General features: G+C 73.6%; 25 protein-coding genes and 1 pseudogene. 14 read left to right on the top strand and 12 right to left on the bottom strand.

Annotation, left to right across the window (positions count from 1 at the left end):
- The first annotated feature begins 93 nt into the window (after positions 1 to 93).
- Positions 94 to 957, top strand: coding sequence for a CAP domain-containing protein (locus tag AB0E77_RS10630; RefSeq protein WP_361568493.1), 864 nt, complete (start codon positions 94 to 96; stop codon positions 955 to 957).
- Between the two features lie 48 nt (positions 958 to 1,005).
- Here AB0E77_RS10630 and AB0E77_RS10625 read toward each other — a convergent pair whose 3' ends face one another.
- Positions 1,006 to 2,313 (bottom strand): HAMP domain-containing sensor histidine kinase, encoded by a 1,308-nt coding sequence (locus tag AB0E77_RS10625; protein ID WP_361568490.1) that lies wholly within the window; start codon positions 2,311 to 2,313, stop codon positions 1,006 to 1,008.
- Complete coding sequence (locus AB0E77_RS10620) at positions 2,310 to 2,999, bottom strand: response regulator transcription factor (protein ID WP_361568488.1); 690 nt, start codon at positions 2,997 to 2,999, stop codon at positions 2,310 to 2,312. The genes AB0E77_RS10625 and AB0E77_RS10620 overlap by 4 nt, the downstream gene beginning before the upstream one ends.
- 36 nt (positions 3,000 to 3,035) lie before the next feature.
- Here AB0E77_RS10620 and AB0E77_RS10615 point away from each other — a divergent pair, with 36 nt between their 5' ends.
- Positions 3,036 to 3,611, top strand: coding sequence for a hypothetical protein (locus tag AB0E77_RS10615; RefSeq protein WP_361568485.1), 576 nt, complete (start codon positions 3,036 to 3,038; stop codon positions 3,609 to 3,611).
- A gap of 63 nt (positions 3,612 to 3,674) precedes the next feature.
- Here AB0E77_RS10615 and AB0E77_RS10610 read toward each other — a convergent pair whose 3' ends face one another.
- Both AB0E77_RS10610 and AB0E77_RS10605 read right to left on the bottom strand, forming a co-directional pair.
- Entirely contained in the window at positions 3,675 to 5,306 is a 1,632-nt protein-coding gene (locus tag AB0E77_RS10610) for a cellulase family glycosylhydrolase (protein ID WP_361568482.1), read from the bottom strand.
- A 227-nt stretch (positions 5,307 to 5,533) separates the two neighbouring features.
- Positions 5,534 to 7,081 (bottom strand): alpha/beta fold hydrolase, encoded by a 1,548-nt coding sequence (locus tag AB0E77_RS10605; protein ID WP_361568479.1) that lies wholly within the window; start codon positions 7,079 to 7,081, stop codon positions 5,534 to 5,536.
- 92 nt (positions 7,082 to 7,173) lie between these two features.
- On the opposite strand from AB0E77_RS10605, the gene AB0E77_RS10600 reads away from it, so the two are divergent.
- A complete protein-coding gene (locus AB0E77_RS10600; RefSeq protein ID WP_361568476.1) occupies positions 7,174 to 8,121 on the top strand; it encodes a MerR family transcriptional regulator in 948 nt (315 codons plus the stop codon).
- 33 nt (positions 8,122 to 8,154) lie between these two features.
- Here the strand turns inward: AB0E77_RS10600 and AB0E77_RS10595 are convergent, their stop codons facing one another.
- The 3 genes from AB0E77_RS10595 to AB0E77_RS10585 all read right to left on the bottom strand — a co-directional run bounded on the left by AB0E77_RS10595 (position 8,155) and on the right by AB0E77_RS10585 (position 11,195).
- Positions 8,155 to 8,421: a hypothetical protein gene (locus AB0E77_RS10595; protein ID WP_361568473.1), complete on the bottom strand. Its 267-nt coding sequence runs from the start codon at positions 8,419 to 8,421 to the stop codon at positions 8,155 to 8,157.
- An 83-nt stretch (positions 8,422 to 8,504) separates the two neighbouring features.
- Positions 8,505 to 10,724: a catalase/peroxidase HPI gene (gene katG / locus AB0E77_RS10590; protein ID WP_361568471.1), complete on the bottom strand. Its 2,220-nt coding sequence runs from the start codon at positions 10,722 to 10,724 to the stop codon at positions 8,505 to 8,507.
- 24 nt (positions 10,725 to 10,748) lie between these two features.
- Positions 10,749 to 11,195: a Fur family transcriptional regulator gene (locus AB0E77_RS10585; RefSeq protein WP_361568468.1), complete on the bottom strand. Its 447-nt coding sequence runs from the start codon at positions 11,193 to 11,195 to the stop codon at positions 10,749 to 10,751.
- A 208-nt stretch (positions 11,196 to 11,403) separates the two neighbouring features.
- On the opposite strand from AB0E77_RS10585, the gene AB0E77_RS10580 reads away from it, so the two are divergent.
- Together AB0E77_RS10580 and AB0E77_RS10575 are read left to right on the top strand one after the other, a co-directional pair.
- Entirely contained in the window at positions 11,404 to 12,504 is a 1,101-nt protein-coding gene (locus tag AB0E77_RS10580) for a DUF475 domain-containing protein (protein ID WP_361568465.1), read from the top strand.
- 120 nt (positions 12,505 to 12,624) lie between these two features.
- Positions 12,625 to 13,047 (top strand): DUF350 domain-containing protein, encoded by a 423-nt coding sequence (locus AB0E77_RS10575; RefSeq protein ID WP_361568462.1) that lies wholly within the window; start codon positions 12,625 to 12,627, stop codon positions 13,045 to 13,047.
- Between the two features lie 57 nt (positions 13,048 to 13,104).
- Here AB0E77_RS10575 and AB0E77_RS10570 read toward each other — a convergent pair whose 3' ends face one another.
- Positions 13,105 to 14,181 (bottom strand): polyprenyl synthetase family protein, encoded by a 1,077-nt coding sequence (locus tag AB0E77_RS10570; RefSeq protein WP_361568459.1) that lies wholly within the window; start codon positions 14,179 to 14,181, stop codon positions 13,105 to 13,107.
- A gap of 151 nt (positions 14,182 to 14,332) precedes the next feature.
- Here AB0E77_RS10570 and AB0E77_RS10565 point away from each other — a divergent pair, with 151 nt between their 5' ends.
- Complete coding sequence (locus tag AB0E77_RS10565) at positions 14,333 to 16,258, top strand: TerD family protein (RefSeq protein ID WP_361568457.1); 1,926 nt, start codon at positions 14,333 to 14,335, stop codon at positions 16,256 to 16,258.
- 73 nt (positions 16,259 to 16,331) lie between these two features.
- On the opposite strand, the pseudogene AB0E77_RS10560 reads toward AB0E77_RS10565, so the two are convergent.
- A pseudogene (locus tag AB0E77_RS10560) lies at positions 16,332 to 16,670 on the bottom strand (hypothetical protein); the annotation flags it as partial.
- Between AB0E77_RS10560 and AB0E77_RS10555 the strand changes: the two are divergent.
- Together AB0E77_RS10555 and AB0E77_RS10550 are read left to right on the top strand one after the other, a co-directional pair.
- A complete protein-coding gene (locus AB0E77_RS10555) occupies positions 16,669 to 16,812 on the top strand; it encodes a hypothetical protein (RefSeq protein ID WP_361568454.1) in 144 nt (47 codons plus the stop codon). The pseudogene AB0E77_RS10560 and the gene AB0E77_RS10555 overlap by 2 nt on opposite strands.
- 230 nt (positions 16,813 to 17,042) lie before the next feature.
- Positions 17,043 to 17,879 (top strand): lysozyme, encoded by an 837-nt coding sequence (locus tag AB0E77_RS10550; protein WP_361568451.1) that lies wholly within the window; start codon positions 17,043 to 17,045, stop codon positions 17,877 to 17,879.
- A 30-nt stretch (positions 17,880 to 17,909) separates the two neighbouring features.
- Here the strand turns inward: AB0E77_RS10550 and AB0E77_RS10545 are convergent, their stop codons facing one another.
- Positions 17,910 to 18,632: an FAD binding domain-containing protein gene (locus AB0E77_RS10545; RefSeq protein ID WP_361568448.1), complete on the bottom strand. Its 723-nt coding sequence runs from the start codon at positions 18,630 to 18,632 to the stop codon at positions 17,910 to 17,912.
- 267 nt (positions 18,633 to 18,899) lie between these two features.
- On the bottom strand, positions 18,900 to 19,706 hold the full coding sequence (locus AB0E77_RS10540) for an alpha/beta fold hydrolase (protein WP_361568445.1): 807 nt from the start codon (positions 19,704 to 19,706) through the stop codon (positions 18,900 to 18,902).
- 159 nt (positions 19,707 to 19,865) lie between these two features.
- On the opposite strand from AB0E77_RS10540, the gene AB0E77_RS10535 reads away from it, so the two are divergent.
- From AB0E77_RS10535 to AB0E77_RS10525, 3 genes are all read left to right on the top strand, one after another.
- Positions 19,866 to 20,666, top strand: a complete 801-nt coding sequence (locus AB0E77_RS10535; RefSeq protein ID WP_361568443.1) for a thioesterase family protein — start codon at positions 19,866 to 19,868, stop codon at positions 20,664 to 20,666.
- A 98-nt stretch (positions 20,667 to 20,764) separates the two neighbouring features.
- On the top strand, positions 20,765 to 21,370 hold the full coding sequence (locus tag AB0E77_RS10530) for a flavodoxin family protein (RefSeq protein ID WP_361568441.1): 606 nt from the start codon (positions 20,765 to 20,767) through the stop codon (positions 21,368 to 21,370).
- A 116-nt stretch (positions 21,371 to 21,486) separates the two neighbouring features.
- Complete coding sequence (locus AB0E77_RS10525) at positions 21,487 to 22,068, top strand: DNA starvation/stationary phase protection protein (protein WP_361568438.1); 582 nt, start codon at positions 21,487 to 21,489, stop codon at positions 22,066 to 22,068.
- 105 nt (positions 22,069 to 22,173) lie between these two features.
- Here AB0E77_RS10525 and AB0E77_RS10520 read toward each other — a convergent pair whose 3' ends face one another.
- Positions 22,174 to 22,530 carry a PRC-barrel domain-containing protein gene (locus tag AB0E77_RS10520; RefSeq protein ID WP_361568435.1) on the bottom strand — a complete coding sequence of 119 codons (357 nt, stop codon included), beginning with the start codon at positions 22,528 to 22,530 and terminating at the stop codon, positions 22,174 to 22,176.
- 243 nt (positions 22,531 to 22,773) lie between these two features.
- Here AB0E77_RS10520 and AB0E77_RS10515 point away from each other — a divergent pair, with 243 nt between their 5' ends.
- From AB0E77_RS10515 to AB0E77_RS10505, 3 genes are all read left to right on the top strand, one after another.
- Positions 22,774 to 23,100 carry an STAS domain-containing protein gene (locus AB0E77_RS10515; RefSeq protein WP_361568432.1) on the top strand — a complete coding sequence of 109 codons (327 nt, stop codon included), beginning with the start codon at positions 22,774 to 22,776 and terminating at the stop codon, positions 23,098 to 23,100.
- On the top strand, positions 23,097 to 24,038 hold the full coding sequence (locus AB0E77_RS10510; RefSeq protein WP_361568431.1) for an anti-sigma factor RsbA family regulatory protein: 942 nt from the start codon (positions 23,097 to 23,099) through the stop codon (positions 24,036 to 24,038). Before AB0E77_RS10515 ends, AB0E77_RS10510 begins: the two co-directional genes overlap by 4 nt.
- A gap of 92 nt (positions 24,039 to 24,130) precedes the next feature.
- Positions 24,131 to 24,973 carry an RNA polymerase sigma factor SigF gene (locus AB0E77_RS10505; protein ID WP_361568428.1) on the top strand — a complete coding sequence of 281 codons (843 nt, stop codon included), beginning with the start codon at positions 24,131 to 24,133 and terminating at the stop codon, positions 24,971 to 24,973.
- Positions 24,974 to 24,981 lie beyond the last annotated feature (8 nt).

The raw sequence follows: 24,981 nt of genomic DNA, 5'->3' as shown, positions 1-24,981 counted from the left end.
GGCTCTCGGCAACCCCCCACAGTCCCGGTGGGCGCCCAGGCGTCCACCGGGGTCTCCCTCTTCGTCCGACCGACAAGCCGAGGTGTCCTGCGCATGGGTTCCCGCCGAGCCGCCCGTCCGTCCCGTTCCCACGCACGCCCCCACCGCGGACTGGGCAGGCGCGGCACCGCGGTGGTGCTCGGCGTCGCCGTCACGGCGGGCGTCGGGATCACGCTGGCCGTCTCCGGCGGCGAGGACGACGGTCCCGCGGACCGGGTCACGACGAGCGCGGCCGGTGGGGGTCCGAACGCCGAGGTGGCGGCCGGAGGCGCGACGGCGCCGGTGTCCCCGTCGGCGAGTGCGAGCGCCTCGCCCCGGGTGAGTGCCACGCCCAGTGCCTCGCCGTCGAGGACGGCGCGTGCGTCCGCCGCGCCGGCGAAGAAGACTCCGGCCGCGTCCACGGCGCCCGCGAGGGCGACGGTGAAGACCCGCACCGACGGGTCCGCGTCGGGTGGCGGCGGCACGGACTCCGGCGGCGGACCGGGATCCGGTTCGGGGCCGGCCTCGGTCGCGGGCTCGGGTTCCGGCGGGGCGAGCGGGGCCGAGGCACAGGTCCTGGCGCTCGTCAACAAGGAGCGGGCCTCGGCCGGCTGCTCGCCGGTCACCGCGAACGACCGGCTGACCCGGGCCGCCGACGACTACAGCGACGTCATGGCCGCGAGCGGGGTGATGTCCCACACCGGCCCGGACGGCTCCACCATGACGACCCGTGTCGAGGCCGCAGGCTACGAGTGGTCCACGCTGGGCGAGAACATAGCCCGCGGGCAGGCGGACGCGGCGTCGGTGATGGAGTCCTGGATGAACAGCCCCGGGCACCGGGCGAACATACTCAACTGCTCCTTCGAGGAGCTGGGCGTCGGCGTGCACTTCGGCGACGGCGGGCCCTGGTGGACGCAGGACTTCGGCGCGAGCCGCTGAGGCCGCCCAGCCGCCGACGCCCGTCCGCCCCCCGGTCCGCGACCGGGTTCAGCGCCCCGGCTCGGCGAGCACGAACGACACCCGCACCCTGGCCCCGCCCAGCGGTGCGCGGCCGATCGTCAGCTCGCCGTCCGCCGTACGGGCCGCCCGGGCGACGATGTCCAGGCCCAGGCCGGTGGAGCCGCCGACGCTGACGCCGCGGGTGAGCGCGGCCTCGGGATCCGCGACACCCGGACCGGCGTCGTCCACGGTGAGGAACACGTGCCCGTCCGCCCGTTCCACGCGGACGGCGAAGGCGGTGCCCTCGGGGGTGTGCCGGAAGACGTTGCCGATCAGCGCGTCGACGACGGCGGCGAGGTCGTCCTCGGGGAAGGCGACGGGGGCGGGGCGCGGGGTGAGGGAGCGCTCGTAGGGGCGGGCCTGCTGGGTGGCGAGGACCGACCAGAAGTCCAGACGCATGGCGACCACCTCTGCCGCGTCGCACGGTTTCGCCGTGCCCGGCCCGCCGCCGGACTGCGCGGCGGCCAGGGGCGTGCGGGCGGCGGCGATGATCGAGTCGAGTTCGCCCTCCAGCTGTCCGGCCGCCTCGGTGACCCGCCGGGCGCTCGGTGTCGCGCCCATCCGGTCGGCCTCCAGGTAGAGGGCGGTCAGCGGGGTGCGCAGCCGGTGGGAGAGGTCGGCGACCAGTTCGCGTTCGACGGCGAGCAGGTCGACGACCCGGTCGGCCATGGTGTTGAACGCCACGCCGGCCTCCTGGAGCTCGGGCGGGCCGTCCGGTTCCACGCGGACGTCGAGGTCACCGGAGCCGAGGGCCAGGGAGGCGCGCTCGAGGCTCCGGGAGGAGCGGACGACGCGGGCGCCGAGCCGGTCGGCGACCAGGACCGAGCCGCCGACCAGACCGAGCGCGAGCAGCGCCATCACGCCCCAGGACGCGGCGACCCCGCGGGTGAGGTCCGCCGCGGGTACGTGGGCCTCGACGACGGCGACCCGGTCGCCGCGCAGGACGACCGGCTGGAGGTAGACCCAGCCGTCGGTGGTGTCCACGGCGAGTGTCTCGCGGCCGCGCACGGCCCGGTCGAGGGCGTCCTCGGGCGCGTGCGGGGTGCCGACGAAGCCGCCGTCGGGCAGCCGCACCGCGAGCTGGTCGGCGGAGTCGAGTTCGGTGACGGCCTGCTGCACGTCGGCGCGCCGGGTGGTGAGCGCGAGCACCGGGGAGAGGGCGGCGGCCCGCTGTTCGGCGGCGGTGGTGACGCGGTCACGGGCCTGTTCGCGCACGAGGAGGGCGAGCGGGACCAGGAAGGACAGGGCCACCATCGAGGTGACGGCGAGGGCGATGCCCGCGAGGGCGCGTCTCATGGCGAGCTGACCAGCTTGATGCCGATGCCGCGCACGGTCTGGAGATAGCGGGGCTTGCGCGCCTTCTCGCCCATCTTGCGGCGGAGCGCGGAGAGGTGGACGTCGACCGTCTGATCCTCCACATACGGCTGCTGCCACACCTCGGTGAGTATCCGCTGTCTCGATATGACCTGGTCGGCGTGGGCGGCGAGATAGGCGAGCAGGTCGAACTCGCGTCGGGTGAGGGCCAGTTCGCGATCGGCGAGGTGGGCGGTGCGGGCCGTGGGGTCGATGCGCAGGTCGGCGACCCGCAGGACGGGCGGCTGTGCGGCGCGGGTGCCGGCGGGCGCGGAGCGGCGGAGCACGGCGGCGAGGCGGGCCGCGAGCTGGCCGCCGGAGAAGGGCTTGACCAGGTAGTCGTCGGCGCCGGCGTTGAGCAGCCGGATGATCTCCGTCTCGTCGTCCCGGGCGGTGGCGACCAGCACGGGGACGCGGGAGATGCCGCGGATCATGCGGAGCACGTCGAGCCCGTCGAGGTCGGGCAGCCCGAGGTCGAGCACCACGATGTCCGGCGGACTCTGGGTGATCTCGCGCAGCGCCTCGAAACCCTGGTGAGCGGTCTTGACCGCGTAGCCGTGTCCGGTGAGGACCTCGATCAGCGCGGCCCGGATCACGGGGTCGTCCTCGACGACAAGTACACAGGCCATGGGCAGGCACGTTAGCCGGTCCGTCACTATGGTGTCGTGTCCCGCCTCCTGCGCCACCTGATCATCTGGCTGTCGTGCACGGCCGCCAGCATCACGGCCGTCATCCTCACGATCCACTTCGTGGTGGGCTCGACCCGCCCCACCGCGCCGGTCGCGCAGTCGGCGCCGCGGGAGCTGCCGGTGTCGCAGCGGCCCGCACCGTCCCCGAGCGCACGGCCCTCCTCCCCGAGCCCGACGCCCACCGGCGAGAAGCCCCGTCCGACGCCGTCCCCGACCCGCGAGAAGCCGCGCGAGCCGAGCCCGGCGCCGACCCCTCCGGCCGCCTCCCCCACCACCGAGGCGCCGCCGGCGGGCGGGGGCGAGCGGGGGTGCGAGGAGGGCGGTTCGGGGGTGTACACGGTGCCGTCGGAGGGCGGCAGGGCGACCGTGCGCTTCGGCGACGGCGGGGTGTGCCTGGTGTCGGCGGTGCCGGAGCAGGGTTTCACGGTGGCCACGAGCCAGAGCGCGGCCGAGACACTGACGGTGACCTTCTCGGCGAGCCGACACCGGTCGGAGATCACCGCGACGACCGAGCCGCGCAGCCAGGCCAGCGTGCGTGAGGTCTCCTTCTGACGCTCCTCTGTGTCCGGCGCCGGCCGTCCGAGGGGGCTTCGGACGGCCGGCGGGCGGGTCCGGTCAGGCGGTGGCGCAGGCCGCGCCGTCGAGGCTGAACGCGGCCGGGGCGGTGTTGGCGGTGCCCTTGGCGGCGGTGAAGCCGAGGGCGACCGAGCCGCCAGCGGGGATGCTCGACGTGTAGGAGGCGGGGGTGATGCTCACGGCGCCGTCGTGCTGGGTGGGGGTGCCGCCCCACATGTTCGTGACGGTCTGGCCGTCGGCGAAGGTGAAGGTGAGCGTCCAGGCCGCGAGAGGTGCGGCGCCGGTGTTGCGGACGGTGATCTCGCCCTGGAAGCCGCCCGGCCACTCACCCGTGACGCGGTAGCCGACCGAGCAGGCGGTGCCGGTGCCCGCGCCGGTGGTGACGGCCACGGTCGCGGAGCGGGCCGAGCGGTTGCCGGCCGCGTCGCGGGCGCGGACGGCGAAGGTGTAGGGGGTGTCCGGGGCGAGGCCGGTCACGGTGGCGGCGGTGGCGGTGCCGGTGACGACCGTCGTCTCGGTGCCGCCGTCGACGCGGACGACGTCGTAGCCGGTGACGCCGACGTCGTCGGTGGCGGCGCTCCAGGTGAGGGTGACCGACGTGGCCGTCACCGCGGACGCGGCCGGGGCGCCGGGGGCGGTGGGCGCCTCGGTGTCCTGCGGGGCGCCGTCGCCGTAGACGGAGGCTTCCTCCGCGGTCGAGGCGATGCCGTCGGCGCCGTGGAAGACGCGCTCGCCCCAGGCGCTGAGCCGGGCGGGGTCGAAGTCGGTCGCGAGGTCGAGGGCCGGGTCGGTGTTGCCGCTCCAGGACCAGGCGAGGTACCCGAGGCCCAGTTGTTCGGCGGTGGCCATCACGGTGTCCTCGTCGGGGTCGCCGTACTGGTCGGCGGGGCCGCCGAACTCGCCGACGAGCAGGGGCAGTCCGGCGTCGGCGAAGGCGTGCAGGTAGTCGGTGATCTCCTGGGCGGTGTCGTACACGCTGTACATGTGGATGGAGAAGATCAGGTTGCCGGTGGGGTCGGCGGCGTGAACGGCGCGGGCGTTGTCCCGCATGACGCCCTGCCAGTCCTGGCCCCAGTTGGGCGCGTCCACCATGATCGTGTGCTGGAGACCGGCGGCGCGCAGCTTCCGGACGGCCGCGATGGTGGGCTCGGTCCAGCCGGCGGGGTTCGTGTTGCCCCAGGGCTCGTTGCCGATGTTGACGACGACGTGGCCCTCCTCGCCGGCGAGCACGTCCTTCAGGGCGATCCAGTAGTCGGCCGCGTGGTCGAGCGTGCCGGCCGCCGCGTCCTCGCCGTAGCCGGTGGTGTCGTGCACCTCGAGGACGCAGATCAGCCGGTTGGCCTTGCACCGGCCGATGACGGCCGCGACGTCCTCCGGGCTGTTGCGGCTCCAGCGGTGCCCGTCGGACAGGACGACCCGGACGGTGTTGGCGCCGAGCGCCTTGACGTCGGCCAGCGACTGCGTCTCGCCCGGGTACCAGGTGTGGGCGTGGTTGACCCCGCGCATGACGAAGTCGTTGCCGTCGGCCTCCAGCAGCCGGCCGTCGCTGATGTGCAGGCCGGTGGCGAGAGCGGGGGCCGGGGGCTGGGCGGCCCGCGCGGCGGCGGGGCACAGGACACCGACGACGGCGATGCCGACCAGTGCCGCCAGCACCGCCCGGACGCGGGGCACGGGGTTGCTTCGGGTGCCGGTACTCGCGGGGTTGCTTCGGGTGGCGCTTCTTGCCTTTCGCACGGCGACTCCAGGGAGGTGAGGGGTCAATGACGCGGGAATGGCGGCGGCGAGCGATGGGAGCGCTCCCATGAACGCATCTCGTCGCGCACACGTCAAGGCTGCGGCCACCGTGCCGCGGCCCCGTGGACCGGGTCGTCCGGACCACGGGGCCGCGGCACGGCCCCTCACCGCCGCAGATGCCCCAGCACCGCGCTCATCGCCCGGCGCACCGCGTCGCGCGACTCGTCGGTCACGTCGCGGGTCTCGAAGCCGTGGTGGCCGTTCGGCACGTCGACCACCTCGACACCGGCCCCGCACTCCTCGGCGGCCACCAGGAACTCCTCGACGCGGGCGGCGATCTCGGGCATCTCCCGGCCCGCCCGGGTGAGGACCACGGGCAGGTCACCGGCCTTCGCCACCGCGCGCGCCGGGTGGAACCGGGTGCCGGACATCCCCCAGTTCGGCAGGGGCGCCAGGACCGGGTAGGTCGCCGCCAGGCAGCGCAGCCACGACGGGGGCGCGCCCAGCCAGTCGGCGGTCATCAGCCCGCCGCCGGAGAAGAACCACAGCGCGACGCGGTCCGCGTCCACCCGGGGGTCGGCCCGGATCCGCTCCACCGCGCCGGCCACGTCCGCGGCGGCCCGCTCGTAGTCGGCGAGGTCGTGCAGCCGGTGGGCGACGACCGCGCCCACCACGCCGTTCCCGGCGGCGTAGCGGGCGTACCCGGTCAGCGTGGGCCAGTCCCTCGGCTCGGGCCGGGCGTCGGCGGGTACCGGACCGCCGTGCACGAACACCACCGCCGGCCGCGGGCCGTCGGCGTCGGCGTCGGGCAGGTAGAGGTCGACGCTGCCCGTACGCTCCCTCGGGATTTCGGGCACGTCCAGCAGGAACGGCCCCTGCTGGGCGGATGGTTCGCCCGCATCGGCCGGCTCCAGGCGGTGTCCCTCGCCGGCGGCGGCCCGCAGCAGCACGTCCGCCAGGCCGTCGGGGCGGGACAGCATCGGCCAGTGTCCGGTGGGGAGTTCGAAGAAGGTCACCCGGGGGTCGACGAGGGCGCTCAGGGCGGGGTCGCCGAATCCCACCAGCATCTGGACCATCTCGATGCTCGAGCCGTTGGCGGTGCACAGGACGCCGGTGGTGGGCACCCCGGCCACCGCACCGGTCAGCCGGAGCGGCTGGAGCAGGGTGCCGAGCGGCTGCGGGGCGGCAAGCGCGGTGAGCCGGTCGAGGGCGGCGTCGCTCAGGCCCGCCGTGCTGCCCCAGCGCTCCCAGGTGTCGCGGGCCGGGGGCGGCAGTTCCCCCGCGGTGCCCGCTCCCCCGTCGGCCCCGGCCCGCCCGGCCAGCTGTGCGCGCAGCGACTGGTCGGGGACTGCGGCCAGGGCCGGGACGCCGTCCTGCGGCATGGCCGAGTCCAGGTACACGATCCGGTCGATCCGCTCCGCCCGGCGGTCGGCGGCGCCGAGTGCGGGATGGATGCCGTAGTCGTGGCCCACCAGCACGATCCGCCCGTCGCCCGTCGCGCCCTGCTCCGCGCCGACCGCGTCGATCACGGCGAGCACGTCCGCGATGTGCGTCTCCAGGTCGGTGCCGGCCGGTGCGGGGCCGGGCGGTCCGTCGAGCCCAGTCAGGGCCACGGGGTGCGCGCCGGCGCCCGCGGCCGTCAGGGCTGCCGCGGTGCTCTCCCACACGTGGGTGCCGGTGAACATGCCCGGCACTAGGACGAATGCGGTCATGGGTCTCTCCTCCGTAGGCGATCGCGCGGACCGGCCCGGTCGGCCGGCCGCGCTCGCCGGTACGGTAGGAACTCCCCCTGAGGGAGGTTCAAGTGTTCATGTCGCGCGACGGGTTGTGCGGGATCGGTGAGCTGGCCGAGCGGGCGGGCGTCACGGTCAAGACGGTCCGTTTCTACTCCGACCGCGGGCTGCTGCCGGAGGCCTCCCGCAGCGTCGGCGGGCACCGTCGGTACGGCCCGGAGGCGCTCGGCCGGCTGCGTCTGATCCGTTCGCTGCGGGCCCTGGGCCTCGCGGTGTCCGAGGTGCGGCGCGTGCTCGACGAGGAGGACGGGGCGAGCGGTGTGCTGGAGGACGCAGTCGCCGGGCGGCTGCGGGAGGTCGGCTCCGAGCTGAGGGCGTTGCGCTGGCGGGAGGCGGCGCTGCGGCTGGTGCAGGAGTGTCCGCCCGGGGAGCGGGCCGACCGGCTGCGGCTGGTCGGCTCGGTGGCCGCCCCGCCCAGTACGGAGCCGCTGGTCCGCTTCTGGCGCGGCTGGCTGCCGCCGCGGATGCCGGCGCGGGCGACCGCGGCGTTCCTGGAGGTGGCGGTGCCCCGGCCGCCCGACGACCCGGCTCCCGCCCAGGTCCTGGCCTTCGCGCGGCTCAACGCCCTTACGCTCGCCCCGTGCCCGGGCACCGCGCAGCCGCAGCCCGAGGCGCACCGGACCGCCGGGGCGCGCGGTGCCGCGGTGTTGTACGCGGGGCTGGCGGAGGCGTACGAACTGGCGGGTGCCCGGCTGCGCGGGGGCGTGGAGCCGCACGCGGGTGACGCGCTGGACTGCTTCGTGAGCGCGTACACGGACGCCTACGGCGTCCGGGACACCCCGGACTTCCGCCGTGTGCTGGTCCGGCAGCTCGCGGACGACCCGCGGCTCGACCGCTACTGGGAGCTGGTGGCCGAGGTGGCCACCCCGCCGGGCGGCCGGCCGGAACCCACGCCGGGTGCCGCGCACGACTGGCTGTGCGCCGCGCTCCAGGCCCAGACCGTGGCCACGGCGGCGTGAGCCGCCCCCGTGCGAGGCCCTTCGGGGCGTGTCTCAGGGCACGTCGCCCCGCCAGTCGAAACGGCTGGGTTCGCCGGTCCTCGGCCCGTAGACGCACCGGCCGCCCGGACCGTAGCGCCCTATCTCCGTCGCCAGGACCACGCCCCGGCCGCGTGCGTCCTCGGCGAGGTCCGTGACGTCCAGCAGCAGGCCGTCGAGCGGGCCGCCGACCAGCTGCGCGTACGCGCGTCCCGGCCTGGGCCCGGGGTTGTCGTGATCGGCCCCGTACACCCGGCCTCGCATGAACTCCACCTCATCCATACGGGGCAGCCTCGCATCCGCCACTGACAACGCGGACGGACGAGCCCGGGCCGGCGGACGTGCCGGCCCGGGCGTCGCGACGGTCAGACCAGGTCGAAGCGGTCGAGGTTCATGACCTTGACCCAGGCGTCGACGAAGTCCTTCACGAACTTCTCCTTCGCGTCGTCGCAGGCGTAGACCTCCGCGAGGGCGCGCAGTTCGGAGTTCGAGCCGAAGACCAGGTCGGCGCGGCTGCCCGTCCACTTGACCTCGCCGGTGGCCGCGTCGCGGCCCTCGAACGTGGTCTGGTCCTCGGACGTCGACTTCCACGTGGTGCCCAGGTCGAGCAGGTTGACGAAGAAGTCGTTGGTGAGCCTGCCGGGCGTCTCGGTGAAGGCGCCGAGCGGCGACTGCTGGTGGTTGGCACCGAGGACCCGCAGGCCACCGACGAGGACGGTCATCTCGGGCGCGCTCAGGGTGAGCAGGTTGGCCCGGTCGAGCAGCAGGAACTCGGCCGGCAGGCGGTTGCCCTTGCCGAGGTAGTTGCGGAAGCCGTCGGCGGTCGGCTCGAGTGCCTCGAACGACTCGGCGTCGGTGTGCTCCTCCGTCGCGTCCACCCGGCCCGGGGCGAACGGCACCTCCACCTGGACCCCGGCTTCGCGGGCGGCCTTCTCGACGGCGGCGGAGCCACCGAGGACGATCAGGTCGGCCAGGGAGACCTTCTTGGCACCGGCGGCGTTGAACTCCTGCTGGACACCCTCCAGGACGCGCAGGACCTGCGCGAGCTCGTCGGGCTCGTTGACCTCCCAGCCGCGCTGCGGCTCCAGGCGGATGCGGGCGCCGTTGGCACCGCCGCGCTTGTCGCTGCCGCGGAAGGTGGAGGCCGAGGCCCACGCGGTGGACACCAGCTGCGCGACGGACAGGCCGGACTCGAGCAGCTTGGCCTTGAGGGCGGCGACGTCCGCGGCGTCGACGGCCTCCCCCTCGGCCTCGGGCAGCGGGTCCTGCCACAGCAGGGTCTCCTCCGGGACCTCCGGGCCGAGGTACAGGGACTTCGGGCCCATGTCGCGGTGGGTCAGCTTGTACCAGGCGCGGGCGAAGGCGTCCGCGAACTCCTCCGGGTTCTCGTAGAACCGGCGGGAGATCGGCTCGTAGATCGGGTCGAAGCGCAGCGACAGGTCGGTGGTGAGCATCCGCGGGCGGTGCTTCTTCTCCGGGTCGTGCGCGTCCGGGATGATCTCCGGGGCGTCCTTGGCCACCCACTGGTTGGCGCCGGCGGGGCTCTGCTCGAGCTCGTACTCGAACTCGAAGAGGTTCTTGAAGAAGCCGTTGCCCCACTGGGTCGGGGTGCTGGTCCAGGTGACCTCCAGGCCGGAGGTGATGGCGTCCGCGCCCTTGCCGGTGCCGTGGGTGCTCCGCCAGCCGAGGCCCTGCTCCTCCATGGGGGCGGCCTCGGGGTCGGCGCCGACGGCGTCGGCGGGGCCGGCTCCGTGGGTCTTGCCGAAGGTGTGGCCGCCGGCGATCAGCGCGACGGTCTCCTCGTCGTTCATCGCCATGCGGCGGAAGGTCTCACGGATGTCGCGGGCCGCGGCGATCGGGTCCGGATTGCCGTTGGGGCCCTCCGGGTTGACGTAGATCAGGCCCATCTGGACGGCGCCGAGCGGGTTCTCCAGCTCGCGGTCACCGGTGTAGCGGCGGTCGTCGAGCCAGGTGGTCTCGGGGCCCCAGTAGACGTCCTCCTCGGCCTCCCAGACGTCGGCGCGGCCGCCGGCGAAGCCGAAGGTCTCGAAGCCCATCGTCTCCAGCGCGACGTTGCCGGTGAGGACGAGCAGGTCGGCCCAGGAGATGCTCTGGCCGTACTTCTTCTTGACCGGCCACAGCAGGCGGCGGGCCTTGTCGAGGTTGCCGTTGTCGGGCCAGCTGTTGAGGGGGGCGAAGCGCTGCTGGCCGGCGCCGGCGCCGCCGCGGCCGTCGCTGATGCGGTAGGTGCCGGCGCTGTGCCAGGCCATCCGGATCATCAGCGGGCCGTAGTTGCCGAAGTCGGCCGGCCACCAGTCCTGCGACGTGGTCAGCACCTCGGCGATGTCGCGTTTGACGGCGGCCAGGTCGAGGGACGCGAACGCCTCGGCGTAGTCGAACTCCTCGCCGAGCGGGTTGGCCACGGCGGGGTTCTTGGCGAGGATCTTCAGGTTGAGCCGCTCCGGCCACCACTGACGGTTTCCGCCGCCCTGGGTGGGGTGGAGGGCGCGGGTGTGGGCGACCGGGCAGCCGCCCGTCTCCTCGGTCTTCGCGTCGGTCACGATCGCGTCGTGGTTCTCGGACATGATGTTCCTTCCGAACAGGGCGGTTCACGGTGCGGGAGAAGTACTGGTGCCGGCGCAGCCGGGACACAGGCCCCGGTAGATGACCTCGGCCTCGTCGATCGCGAAGCCGTGGTCGTCGGACGCGGTCAGGCAGGGTGCCTCGCCGACGGCGCAGTCGACGTCCGCGAGGGCACCGCAGATCCGGCACACGACGTGGTGGTGGTTGTCGCCGACGCGCCCTTCGAAGCGGGCCGGGCTGCCGGGCGGCTGGATGCGGCGTACGAGTCCTGCCGCGGTGAGGGCGTGCAGGCCCTCGTACACGGCCTGGAGGGACACATGGCCCACCCGGTCGCGCACGCCGGAGGCGATCGCCTCCACGCCGAGATGATCGCCCGCCCGGACGGTCTCGAGCAGGGCGACGCGGGCGGCGGTCACCCGCAGCCCTGCTCCGCGCAGGTCCTTGGCCGTGGCCGTGCTCCGGGGGGCGGTCATACGGGCGAACCTACTCCGCCAAACCGGAACTCCTCAAGGAAACGAACGATTCTAATTTTCGAAGATGCCGGGGAGGGAGCGGTGCGCGGGCGTCGCCCGTCCACGCGTCCGCCGTGGCGGCCGCTGATCGTGGTAGACAACGTGCGTGGCGGGCACTGGCAAGGACGTGCCGCGACCGGCACAGCGCGACGACAGGAATGAGTAGCCCGTGCTTGTGAAGACGTTCCGCTGGGCGTTCGCCGTCACCGCTCTCGGCCTCGCCGCGGGGGTCCTCTACGACGGCTGGGCCGCACTCGGGCTGGTGGCGGTCCTGGCGGTCCTGGAGGTCTCGCTGTCCTTCGACAACGCGGTGATCAACGCCGGGATCCTGAAGAAGATGAGCGCCTTCTGGCAGAAGATCTTCCTCACCGTCGGCATCGTGATCGCGGTCTTCGGCATGCGTCTGGTCTTCCCGGTGGTCATCGTCGCGATCAGCGCCCGGCTGAGTCCGTGGAAGGCCGTCCACCTCGCGCTCACCGACAAGGAGCGCTACGAGCAGCTGGTGACCGACGCGCACCCGTCGATCGCCGCCTTCGGCGGCATGTTCCTGCTGATGATCTTCCTGGACTTCATCCTGACGGACCGGGACATCAAGTGGCTGGGCCCCGTCGAACGGCCGCTGGCCAAGCTCGGCCGGGTCGACATGCTCTCGGTCTGCGTCGCGCTGATCGTGCTGCTCGTCTCCTCGCTGACCTTCGCCGCGCACGCCCACCAGCACGGCGGCGTCCACGCCGACAAGGCGCAGACGGTGCTGCTCTCCGGGGCCCTCGGCCTGGTCACCTACATGGTGGTCCACGGTCTCTCCGGGTATTTCGAGCACCGGCTGGAGGCGGAGGAGGAGCGCGAGCACGAGGCCGAGGAGGAGGCCGAACGCTCCGGCACACCGCGGTCGGCGGCCGCCCTGACCGGCAAGGCCGCGTTCTTCATGTTCCTGTACCTCGAGGTCCTGGACGCGTCGTTCTCCTTCGACGGCGTCATCGGCGCCTTCGCCATCACCAACGACATCGTCCTGATGGCCCTCGGCCTCGGCATCGGCGCCATGTACGTCCGGTCCCTCACCGTCTACCTGGTCCGCCAGGGCACCCTCGACGACTACGTCTACCTGGAGCACGGCGCCCACTACGCCATCGGCGCCCTCGCCGTCATCCTCCTCGTCACCATCCAGTACGAGATCAGCGAGATCGTCACCGGCCTCATCGGGGTGGTCCTGATCGGCTGGTCCTTCTGGTCCTCCGTGCGCCGCAACAAGGCGCTCGCGAACGCCGGCTGACACCGCGTCCGGAGCGGACCTCCGCCCGCGGCGCCCGCGGCACCGAACTGGTGCGCTACATTTTGCATCGCCTTGACCACGATCACTCTCGATCACTCACGCTACGGAGCCGGCATCCCCATGAGCGACATCGTCGACGGACTCGGCCGCGCCACCGCCTACGGGGCCCTGGGCCTGGTCCTGCTGGTCCTCGGGATCTTCCTGGTGGACCTGCTGACGCCCGGGAAGCTCGGCCGGCAGATCTGGGAGCAGCGCAACCGCAACGCGGCGCTGGTGCTCAGCTCGGCGCTGCTCGGTGTCGGCGGCATCGTGTTCACGTCGATCTGGACGACGTACGAGGACTTCGGCAAGGGTCTGGTGTCGACCGCGGCGTTCGGTCTGCTGGGGCTGGTGATGATGGCCGTGGCGTTCCTGGTGGTCGACGTGCTCACCCCGGGGCGTCTGGGGGCGACGCTGGTCGAGCCGGAGCCGCACCCGGCGGTCTGGGTGACGGCGTGCTGCAACCTCGCGGTGTCGGCCATCGTCTCGGCCTCCATCGCCTGACGTCCGCCCCGCGCGGGACGCGGTGGCGAACGCCGGGCCGGCCGGTGGCCACAGGGGTCAGGCGTCCCGCTCGACGCTCCACAGCGGGAGCTGTTCGAAGAAGGTGACCGCCTCGTCGCGCCAGCGCGGACGCCAGCCCGCCGCCACCCGTCCGGCCTGCTCGGCGTGGCGCCGCATGGCCGCCCGCATCAGGCCGGGCACGCCGTGGCGCTCGCCGGCCCCGCGGATCGCGGCGAGCGTCTCGGGCGTACAGGCGGGGTCACCGAGGGCCCCCTCCACCAGGGCTCGCTCGGAGCCCTCCAGGGCGGACAGCAGGCGGACGACGGCGTAACTGCGCCTGCCCTCACGGATGTCGGTGCCCACCGGCTTGCCCGTCCGGGCCTCGTCGCCGAACAGGTCGAGGTAGTCGTCGCGCATCTGGCCGCAGATGCCCACCAGCCGCGCGTAGCGCCGCAACTCCGCTTCGTGGGCGCCCGGCTGTTCACCCGCGGCCAGGAGTCCGAGGCGCAGGGGGGCGAGGACCGAGTAGCGGGCCGTCTTGTGGTCGGCGATGTCGTGCAGGACGTCGTCGTCGGTGACCGCGGGGCCGAAGTCGCGTTCCAGGTCGGCCATCTGGCCCACGAAGGTGTCGGCCGCGGCCCGGGTCTGGACCTCGGTCATGGCCTGCCGCAGCTCCGCCGGGAGCTCGGCGTCGAGGAGCACCCGCAGGGAGAGGGCGAGGGCGAGGTCGCCGGCGAGGACGGTGAGCCCGAGCGCGGCCTGCTGATGGTGGGGGAACCGCTCCCGGTAGGCGTAGTAGGTGGTGGGCCCGCCCCGGCGGGTGGCGCTGTCGTCGATGAGGTCGTCGTGCACCAGGCCGTGGGTCTGGAGCAGCTCGATGCTCAGCGCGGCGGCGTCCAGCGCCTCGGCGGGCGCGTCGTCACGCACCAGACGCGCGGCCTCGTGCAGCAGGACGACCCGCATCCGCTTCCCGCCGCGCAGGGAGAGGTCGCGCAGCAACTGGAGGCAGTCCGGTGTGAAGCGGCTGAAGGACGGCGCGTCCAGCGTCGCGCCCAGCCGGTCGAAGTACTCCGCGAAGAGCCCGTTGAACCGGCGCTCACAGCGGGCGGCACGGTCCAGCACCTGCTCGGTCATGGCGAAGTCCTCCTGGCTGCGGGGCGGGTGACACGCCGCCAAGTCTGTCAGGAGGCGCGGGGCGCACACGGCGGGCGTCGAGATCGCCGCAGAACGGGACGAATCGCCGTTCGAGTTGAAGGAACCGTGTGCCCGCCTTCACCCTTCCTCCATGTCTGTCACCTCTCCCGCCCCCGACCGCACCCCACAGCGCGACCACGCCTTCGAATGGGCACTGGTCGACGTGGAGACCTCCGGCCTCGTACCGCGCCGTGACCGGGTGCTGTCCGTGGCCGTGGTGACGCTGGACGCGGACGGTGAGCAGACCGGGGAGTTCTCGACCCTGCTGGATCCCGGGTGCGACCCGGGGCCGGTGGACGTGCACGGCCTGACGCGGGAGCGGCTGCGGGGTGCGCCGGCCTTCGCGCAGGTGGCCGAGGGGATCGCCGCGTTGCTGGAGGGCCGGGTGCTGGTCGCCCACAACGCCCAGTTCGACTACGACTTCCTCGCCCACGAGTTCGCGCGGGCCGGGCTGCGGCTGCCCGTCGCCCGACGGTTGTGCACGCTGGCCCTGAACCGCCGGGTGGACCCGCCGACCGACGACCTGAAGCTCGGCACGCTCGCCGCCCACTACGGCGTCCCGCAGCTGCGGGCGCATGACGCGCTCGACGACACCCGGGTGCTCGCGGGGGTGCTGCGGGCCTCGCTGCGCGAGGCGGCACGGTTGGACGTGCCGCTGCCGCTGGTGGCCTGCCCGCCCCGGCAGGACCCGCAGTTCGCGCCGAAGCCGCCGAAGACACCGTGTGCCTTCCGCAACCCGGGGCGGCTGACCCCGGGCGGGCCGCTGGTGCAGGGCATGAAGATCGCGATCACCGGGGAGACCCGCACCTCGCGGGCGGACCTGCTGCTGCGGGGCGCCGCGGCGGGGCTGAACATGATGGGTTCGGTCAGCCGGCACACCAGTGCCCTGGTCACCAACGACCCCTCCGCCGGCTCGGCCAAGGCGCGGCGGGCGCTCGCCGAGGGGGTGCCGGTCATCGACGAGGCGGCCTTCCTGGAGCTGCTCGGCGCCGTGCGGGCCGGTACCTCGCACGAGGCGAGGGCCGCCGGGACCGCCGCCGGTCCCGCCCCGGCTCCGGCCTCGTTGCCGGCCGTCCCCGCTCCCCGGGCACCGGAGGCCGCCGAGACCGTCGGCACGGCGCCCTCCCCCGCCGAGCCGGCCGTGCCCGCACAGGCCGCGCCGCACACCCCGCCGGCCGGGGGTGCGAAGCCCGCACGGCGGACCGGCAAGCCGCGCGGTCCGCTCACCGGACGGCGGGTTCTCGTGCTCGGCGGCACCCACCCCGAGGCGGTGGCCGCGCGTACCCGTGTCGTGGAGCTCGGCGGGGCCGCCGCCATCAACCTGTCCGCCGGCGTCACCGACGTGGTCGTCCTCGACGGCGGCCACACCGACCGCCGGCTGCCCCGGATCACCGCGCTGCGGCTGCCCGTGCACGACGCCGCGTGGCTGGTGGCACCGGTCGTCACGGCGACGCCGCGGCCGGACCGGCGTACGGCCGCCCACGTGCTGCCGCGCGGCGGGGTCGTCGACCTGCCTCTTCAGCACGGGCGGGGTTCGGCGCACCGCTGGACGGTCACCGCGTCCTGGGCACAGCAGACGCGGTGCGACATCGACGTGGTCGCGTTCGTGCTGGACGAGGACGAACAGGTCGCCTTCGACGAGGACTTCGTCTTCTACGGCGCTCCGGAGAACCCGGGCGGCACGGTGCGGCTGCTGAGCGACGGCCCGACCGAGCAGACGGTCAGCGTGGACCTCGTCACGCTGCCGCCCTCGGCCCGCAAGGTCGTGGTCGCCGCCGCCGTCGACGGCTCCCCCGCCTTCGGCGACGTCGGGGCCCTGCACATCGCCTCCGGGCCCGGCACCAGCGCGGCGGCCCTGGTGCAGGCCACGCTGGACGCCGCGACCACCGAGCGCACCATGCTGCTCGCCGAGATCTACCGGCGCGGCGAGAGCTGGCGGCTGCGGGCCGTGGGGCAGGGGTACGACCACGGGCTGGGCGCGCTCGCGCGCAGCTACGGGGTCGACGTCGCCGACTGACCCCGGCGGAACGGGACACGGAGCGACCCGGACCGCCGGCCGCGGGCCCGCGGCCGGGGTCGTCGGGGCGGGGTCAGCAGTCCTGCCAGAGGCGGGTCATCACCCGTGCCCCGAAGCGCGGGCCCTCCAGCGGCACTCGCTCGTCCACGCCGTGGAAGAGGCGGCCGTGGTCCAGGCCGGCCGGAGGCCTGAGCCCCTTGAAGCCGAAGCAGCGCACGCCGAGCCTCGTGAAGGCCTCGGCGTCGGCGCCGCCCGGGTTGCAGTACGGCACCGGGTGGCCGTCGGGGTCCTCGGCGCTCACCGCGGCGCACATGGCGTCGACGAGCGGGCCGTCGAAGCCCGTCTCCATGGCGATGTCGTGGTTGACCCACTCCCGGGACACCGAGGGCAGCAGCGCGTCGATCGTGTCGATGGCCTGGGTCACGCCGGCGCAGCAGGACGCGGTGTTCCGGGCGATCCGCGACCGCGACCAGGAGGCGGCGGACCGGGTCATGGCCGAACACATGCGCATGGCCGGCGCCCGGCTGCGCGTCTCCGTGGACGGCGACGGCTGAGCCGTCCGCGCGCACGGGCCGGGCGGCGGTGCGGTGCCGTCCGGGGTGACCGGAACGGGCGTACGGGCCGATGAGGGCACCGGAGGTTCACGTAGGGTCAACTACGCACCGGTGGAGGGACATTGACCCGAGCTGCGTCCCACGTCCACCGGCCCGGGTCACCGTTCCCCCCACGCCGTCCGGGTGAGTGTGAGATGCGGTGCCGCGCGACAGCGGCTCGTATGGGACGCATGCGCAGATCCATAGCCGTGGCGTCACGCCACTCACGCCTGCTCGTGTCGGGCATCGCCCTCGCCGTCCCGTCCCTTCTCCTCACCCTGTGCACCGCGCCCGCCTCGGCCGACGCGTCCGGCGGCACACCCGTCCGCGGTACGGCCTACATGGGCCGTGGCGTACTGGCCCACGAAGGCGTGCAGGGACTGCCCGCCGACACCAGGGCCACGCAGACGGAGGGTGTGGACGTCTCCAGCCACCAGGGCAACGTCGCGTGGCCGACCCTCTGGAACAGCGGGGTCAGGTGGGCCTATGTGAAGGCCACCGAGGGCACGTCCTACCGCAATCCCTACTTCGCCCAGCAGTACGGCGGTTCGTACGACACCGGCATGGTCCGCGGCGCGTACCACTTCGCGACCCCGGACACGGCCGGCGGCGCCGCGCAGGCCGACTACTTCGTCGACCACGGCGGCGCCTGGTCCAAGGACGGCAGGACCCTGCCCGGCGTCCTGGACATCGAGTACAACCCGTACGGCGCCACCTGCTACGGCCGGTCGGCGAGTCAGATGGTCAGCTGGATCAAGGCCTTCCTCGACCGCTACAAGGCGCGCACGGGCCGCGACGCCGTCATCTACACCTCCACCAACTGGTGGAAGCAGTGCACCGGCAACTACAGCGGCTTCGCCGCGAACAACCCGCTGTGGATCGCCCGGTACGCCTCGTCGGTGGGCGAACTCCCGGCCGGCTGGGACTTCCACACCATGTGGCAGTACACCTCGACCGGGCCGACCGTCGGGGACCACGACAAGTTCAACGGCGCGGTGGACCGCGTCAAGGCGCTCGCCAACGGCTGAGCCCAGCCCCGGACCCGGCCGGCCGCGGCGTCAGCGGCCGGCCGGACCGGCGAGGACGGCGGCGACCTGCCGGCGCACCGCCTCTCGGGCCTGCGGGGGCAGCGCGCCGACGTCCGTCCGCTCCAGGGCGCCGATGACCTGATCGGCGCCCTCTTCGCACGCGGTGGTCTCGCTGAGCACGTCGTAGCCGTCGCGGACGGCCACCCGCAGCTGCTGCCGTCCCTCGGCGTCGGCGTGGACGGCGGTGGCGACGACCAGGGGCGGTGGGCCGCCGGCGTCGGCGTGCTCCTTGTGGTAGCCGCTGGCCACGGGGGTCCGCCAGCGCAGGGCGAGCAGCAGGTGACGCTTCGCCAGAAGCTCGTTCAGGTCGGTCTCGTACGTGCCGTCGGTGCCGAGGACGGTGGCGCGTGCGTCCAGGACGAGGGCCGCGGGGAGCAGACAGCGCAGGCTGCTGCCGACGAGGTTGCCGCCGACCGTGGCCGTCCGGCGCACGGCCCCGGTGCCCACGGAACCGGCCGCCCGGCGCAGCACCTCCGGCACGCGGTCGTCGACCCGGTGCAGCACCACGGCTCCGCCCAGCGTCCCGGGCCGGACCTCGGTCGCCTCCGGGAGGTTGCGCAGCGACATGGCCTGCTCCGGGAAACCGTCCCGTTGCCAGGTGGCCCACACGAGGGTGGCTCCGCCGATGGGCACCGCCCCGTCGGCCAGGCACTCCTGTGCTTCGGTCACGGACGTGGGCAGACGCAACAGCACGGCGATCGACCTGCTTTCCCCGGAAGTCGGCGGTCGGCCGGCCCGCACCCCCGCCGCGTGATCACGGTCCTGTCGTATTGTCCGCGCGGCCGCGGGGGCGCGTACAGGGCTCACACGCAATCCATGCGCGCCCTGTGCGCGCCGGAGCGTCTCCGGCGCGCATTCGGTGTGTGCTCGGCGCGTCTCCGGCGGTCCCGGACGGTCTTCAGCGCCTTGAACGCCCGGTCCGCCGTGCCGTCTCCGCCGTCCGGTGGACATGCCCGACGGTCAGGCCGCCTTCTCGGCGAGGAAGTCCAGCAGGGCGGCGTTGAAGCGGTCGGGCTGCTCGGCGCCGGGGAGATGGCCGGCCTTCTCGATGACGGCCAGGGTGGCGTGCGGGACGAGTCGGTGGATGGCCTCGGCCTGCGCGACCGGGGTGTAGACGTCGTCCGCGCCGACGACGATCAGCACCGGTGCCGTCACACCGGCCAGGACGTCCCGGTAGTCGGGGCGCTCGGCCCGCCCGCGCAGGGCGGCTGCGGCACCGCGTGGATCGGTGGCCCGCATCATCGCCAGGACCCGCGTGGCCACGTCCGGCATCGCGGTGACGTTGTAGTCGGCGAGCATCTTGTCGATGACCTCGTGCGCGTAGCCGTCCATGCCCTCGGCGAGCAGCCGGTCGGCCAGCCGGTTGCGCAACAGCCGGCCCTCGGGGGTCTCCGCGGGCGCCGAGGTGTCGGACAGGACGAGGGCACGTGCGCGTCCCGGGTGGCGCCGCTGGAACTCCATGGTGATCTGGCCGCCCATCGACACACCGCCGACCACGGCGCGCTCGATGTCCAGGTGGTCGAGCAGTGCGGCGAGGTCGTCGGCGAAGTCGGCGAGGAGGACCTTGCCGGGGGTCACGCCGCTGCGGCCGTAGCCGCGGAGGTCGGGTGTGACGACGCGGTGGCCCGCCTCCGTCAGCGCCGTCACCTGCGGCGCCCACAGGGTGCGGTCGAAGGGGTGCCCATGGATCAGCAGGACGGGAAGACCGGTCGAGGGGCCCGCGTCGTCGTAGCCGATCGTGGCGCCGCGCAGGGTCACGGAGTTCATTCCGGGACCCTGACTCCCCTGACGCATACGGGCGAAGTGATTGCGGGGCAGGCCCGTGACCAAGTGCGTGGCCCGGCCAAGTACCGTCGGGCCAGGCCGGCCCGTCAGCCCTCGGCCCGCCGGCCCGTCCGCCCCAGCACGCCCGGAAGGTGAGCCACCGTGAGCACCGGCAGTTACTTCGAGCCCATCGACGAGCACCGTTACAAGCCCACCGGTCACGCGGGCGGCGCCTGGGACCCCGACGAACAGCACTTCAGCCCGCTCGGCGGTCTCGTCGTCCACGCGATCGAGCGTCATCTGGCCGAGCGGCCCGGACTCGCTCCGCTGCTGTCCCGGATCAGCTTCGACATCCTGGGCCGGCTCGCCCTCGACGAGTGCGAGGTCCGGGTGGAGACGCTGCGCCCCGGGCGCACCATCGAACTCGTCGAGGCCGTCGTCCGCATCGCCGGCCGGTCCGTCGTGCGGGCCCGCGCCTGGCTCCTCGGTCCCGGGGACACCACCGCGGTCGCCGGCGGCGGCGCCGCGCCGCTCGCCCCGCCCGAGACCCTCGCCTCCTGGCCGATGAGCGACCTGTGGCCCGGTGGGTACATCGCCTCCCTGGACGTCCGTCCGCTGGCGCCGCCGCAGCCCGGCCGCACGACGGCCTGGATCTCCACCGGTCTCGACCTGGTCGCCGGGCGGACCGTGAGCCCGCTCGCGTCCTACGTCGCCCTCGTCGACACCGCCAACGGCATCGCCGTACGGGAGTCGCCGACGGCCTGGATGTTCCCCAACGTCGACCTCACCCTCCACCTCCACCGCCGGCCCGAGGGCCGCTGGACCGGGCTGGACACCACCGTCGTCTTCGGCCCGACCGGGCAGGGCATCACCAGCACCGTTCTGCACGACCTCACGGGTCCGGTCGGACACGCCCAGCAGATCCTCACCGTCCGTCCCCTGCCGGCCGCCGACGCCACCTGAGAAGCGGCGACACCGGCCGGGTCCCCGGGCTGGGGCAGGCGGGTGAAGGCGGGGCCGGTGCGTCGTCCGGCCCCGCCGCCCGGGGAAGAGAGGGACTCATGCGCGCACTCGTCATCAACTGCACCCTCAAGCCGTCGCCCCGGCCGTCGAACACCGAGGCCCTCGCCGCCACGGTCATCGCGTCCCTGAAGGGGCACGGCGTGGAGGTGGACGTCGTACGGGCCGTCGACCTGAATCTGAAGCCGGGCGTGGAGACCGACATGGGCGACGGCGACGACTGGCCGGCAGTGCACGAGAAGCTGCTGGCGTCGCACATCCTCATCATCGCGTCGCCGACCTGGCTCGGCCGCCCGTCGTCGGTCGCCCAGCGCGTCCTCGAACGCATGGACGCGATGCTCTCCGAGACCGACGACGAGCAGCGGCCCGTCGCCTACAACCGTGTCGCCGGCGTCCTCGTCACCGGCAACGAGGACGGTGCCCACCACGTCATCAGCGAGATCGGCGGCGCGCTCGGCGACATCGGCTACACCGTCCCCGGCCAGGCCTGGACCTACTGGCACCTCGGCCCCGGGCCCGGGCCCGACTACCTGGACGACGAGCGCGGCCACGACTGGTCGACCTCCACGGGCAGGGCGATGGCGTCCAACCTCGTCCACGCGGCCGGCGCTCTCGCCGCGTCGCCGCTGCCGGCCCCGCCGTCCTGACGCGGCCGCCCCGCGGGCCCCGGAAGGAAGGCGTCCGGGCATGTCTGCCGTCGCCGAATCGGGGCATTCGTGCCGGTGCAAAGCCGTACACGACAGATCAGGAGCTGAAGCCCGCCATGACGCACGACCTGACCCCGAAGTACACGGTCCCCGGCATCGAGCGCGAGGCCGCCGGACGACTGATCGGCGTGCTGCGCCTGCGCCTGCACGCGCTCAACGACCTGCACCTCACGCTCAAGCACGTCCACTGGAACGTCGTGGGTCCGCACTTCATCGCCGTGCACGAGATGATCGACCCGCAGGTCGACCAGGTGCGCGAGATGGCCGACGACGTCGCGGAGCGCATCGCCGCGCTCGGCGGGGTCGCGCAGGGGACCCCAGGGGCCCTGGTGGCCGAGCGGAACTGGGACGACTACTCCATCGGCCGGGCGGACGCCATCGCTCACCTGGGCGCGCTCGACGTGGTGTACACCGGTGTGATCGAGGGCGTGCGCGCCGCGGTCAAGGAGGCCGGGGAGATCGACCCCGCCACGGAGGACCTGCTGATCGGGCAGCTGCGCGACCTGGAGCAGTTCCAGTGGTTCGTGCGGGCCCACCTGGAGACGGCCGGGGGCACCCTGGCGACCGGCAGCGCGGAGTCCGAGGCGGAGGGCGCCGAGCGGGGCTCGGAGCTCGCTCGGGGCCAGAGCGGGCGGTGACGTGCCGAGGTGCCCGGCCGCGTCACCGCGATGCGGCCGGGTTCCTGGTGACGGCCCGGTTCCTGGTGACGGCCCGGTTCCTGGTGACGGCCGGGTGCCGGGTGCTCAGCGCCGGCCCAGCCGGCGTTCGCCGCGGCTGCCCTGCGCGTAGGGCAGGTCGTAGTGGGCGAACACGGCGCTCTCCGCATCGGCCTCGAGTTCCCCGTCCGGGTCGATGCCCGGGGCGGACTTGACCAGCCCTTTGTCGTAGGTCACCTTCAGGTAGCCCGGTCCGACGGTGGCCCGGTCCAGCGGGACGAACACCAGCCGGCGGCGGATCGCGAGACCGACGGTGACCGTGGCGAAGGCGGGCCGGTCGGTGGCGGTGTCGAAGTAGACGGACTCCAGAGTGCCGATCTTGTTGCCGCCGTTGTCGACGACGTCCTGGCCCCGCCAGTCACGAATGTTCTCAGCCTCGAACATGGCTCGTTCTCCCTTTCCGGAACTCGCTCTCCCTTCTTTGTTCCCCTCTTCGTGCATATGTCGCATGTTTTGTCCGTTATCGGGCGGGAGACGGCTCGCCGGCCGTGCCGTCGCGGACCCCCGTCTGGCCGGTCGGGGGTCCCCCGTCGCGCTAGGCTGCCTGGCCGGAGCCTTTTTCCCGGCCCGCGCCGAAGGGGAGCGCCGTGCCGGACCCGGCGAACGCCTTCCCGAAGGAGACCGAGTGTGGACGGCACACACGACAGGGCCGTGCTGGAGGTGGGACCGTTGTCCGGACGTCCCGGCATCCGTGCCCGCGGGGAGATCAACGTGATCTCCCGCCCGTCCTGGGAAGAGGCCCTCGCCGAGCTGTCCCGGCGCCACGCGGACGTCTCCTACGTGGAGCTGTCGGGGGTCCGGTTCGTCGACGTGGCCGGGGTGACGGCGCTCGCCGTCACGGCCATGAACCTGCCCGGCGGCCGGGTCGTGGTGGAGCAGCCCCCGCCCCAGCTGCCACGCGTGCTGGAGCTGTTCTGGCCGTCGCTGCGCGGGATCGAGGTGGCCGCCCGATGAGCACGCGGACCACGGAAGAGGTGTTCGCGCACCCGGCGCTCTTCTACCGCTCGGAGCGGGAGTACACCGACCGCACGGTGTCGTTCGTCCGGGAGGGGCTGGAGGCGGGCGAGCCGGTGGCGGTGGCCGTCCCCGGACCGAACCTGGAGCTGATCAGGGCGGGACTGGGCGCCGTACGTCCACAGGACGTCGTGTTCCTTGACATGACGGAGGCCGGGCGCAATCCCGGGCGGATCATCCCCGGGGTCCTCAGGCGGTTCGCCGACCAGCACGCGGGCGCACGGGTCCGGATCATCGGCGAGCCGATCTGGGCCGGGCGCAGCGCGGCGGAGTACCCCGCGTGCGCCCAGCACGAGGCGCTGATCAACGCGGCCTTCACCGGCCGCCCCGCGACCATCCTGTGCCCCTACGACGTCTCCCGGCTGGACGCGGAGGTCCTCGCCGACGCCCGGCGCACGCACCCGACGGTCGTCGACGAGGGCCGTGAGGCGGCCAGCGAGGCCTACGACTGGCCCGCGGTCGTCGCCCGCCACAACCAGCCGCTGACGGCCCCGCCGGACGCCGCCGTGTTCCGGTTCGACGCCGAGGGACTTCCCGGCGCGCGGCGCTTCGCCGTGGAGCGGGCCGGGTCGCTGGAACTGACCGAGCGGCGGCTGCCGGACCTGGAGCTGGCCGTGGCCGAGCTGACCACCAACAGCGTGGTGCACGGCGGCGGCCTCGGGACGCTCGCCGTCTGGGCCGAGGCGGGGCAGGTGGTGTGCGAGGTCCGCGACACGGGGCGGCTGACCGACCCGCTCGCCGGCCGCCGGCCGCCGGAGCGGGGCCAGATCGGCGGACGCGGACTGCTGCTCGTCCACTACGTCGCCGACCTGGTGCGGATCCACACGTCGGACGAGGGCACGACGGTCCGCTTCCACCTCGGGGCGGCGCCCGCGTAAGACCGCAGGTGTGCGCGGCGTGAGCCGGGGTAGGCGCTTGGTCGTCGGCCGATATGGACAGCGACAGGGCCGACCGACAGGGAGGGCACATCATGGCGACGACCGTGCAGGCTACGGAGCACCACACGACCGGCGTACCGGAGATCGCGGACCCGTCCAAGGTGGCGCCCAGGGACGCACGGGAGCTGTCGAAGCTCTTCTTCGACCAGCTGGCGGTCCTCGAGGAGGGCACTCCCGAGTACCAGTACGCGCGCAACACGCTGATCGAGATGAACATGTCCCTGGTCCGCTTCGCGGCCGGCCGCTTCCGCAGCCGGGGCCCGGAGGAGATGGAGGACATCGTCCAGGTCGGCATGATCGGCCTGATCAAGGCCATCGACCGGTTCGAGCTGACGCGTGAGGTGGAGTTCACCTCGTTCGCCGTGCCGTACATCGTGGGCGAGATCAAGCGGTTCTTCCGCGACACCTCGTGGGCCGTCCACGTGCCGCGGCGTCTGCAGGAGGCACGGGTGCAGCTGGCCCGCGCCACCGAGGAGCTGCGCAGCCGGCTGGGCCGCAATCCGACCACCAAGGAACTGTCCGAGCTGATGAGCCTGCCGGAGGACGAGGTCGTCGAGGCCCGTCTGGCGGCCAACGGCTACAACTCGTCGTCCCTGGACGCGGCCATCGGCGGCAGCGAGGACGGCGAGTCGGTCCTCGCGGACTTCATCGGCGCCGACGACGCGGCGCTCGCGCTCGTTGACGACTTCCACGCCCTGGCCCCGATGATCGCGGAGCTCGACGACCGCGACCGGCAGATCATCCACTGGCGGTTCGTGGAGGAGCTCACCCAGAAGGAGATCGGCGAACGCCTCGGCGTCTCCCAGATGCACGTGTCCCGGCTGATCTCGCGCCTGCTGGCCCGGCTGCGGGAGGGCATGCTCAGCACCGCGTGAGGCACGCC

Origin of the sequence: Streptomyces sp. NPDC032940, from assembly GCF_040636935.1 — a bacterium.
Lineage (GTDB): Bacteria > Actinomycetota > Actinomycetes > Streptomycetales > Streptomycetaceae > Streptomyces.
This window is presented reverse-complemented; position numbering and strand designations above follow the sequence as displayed.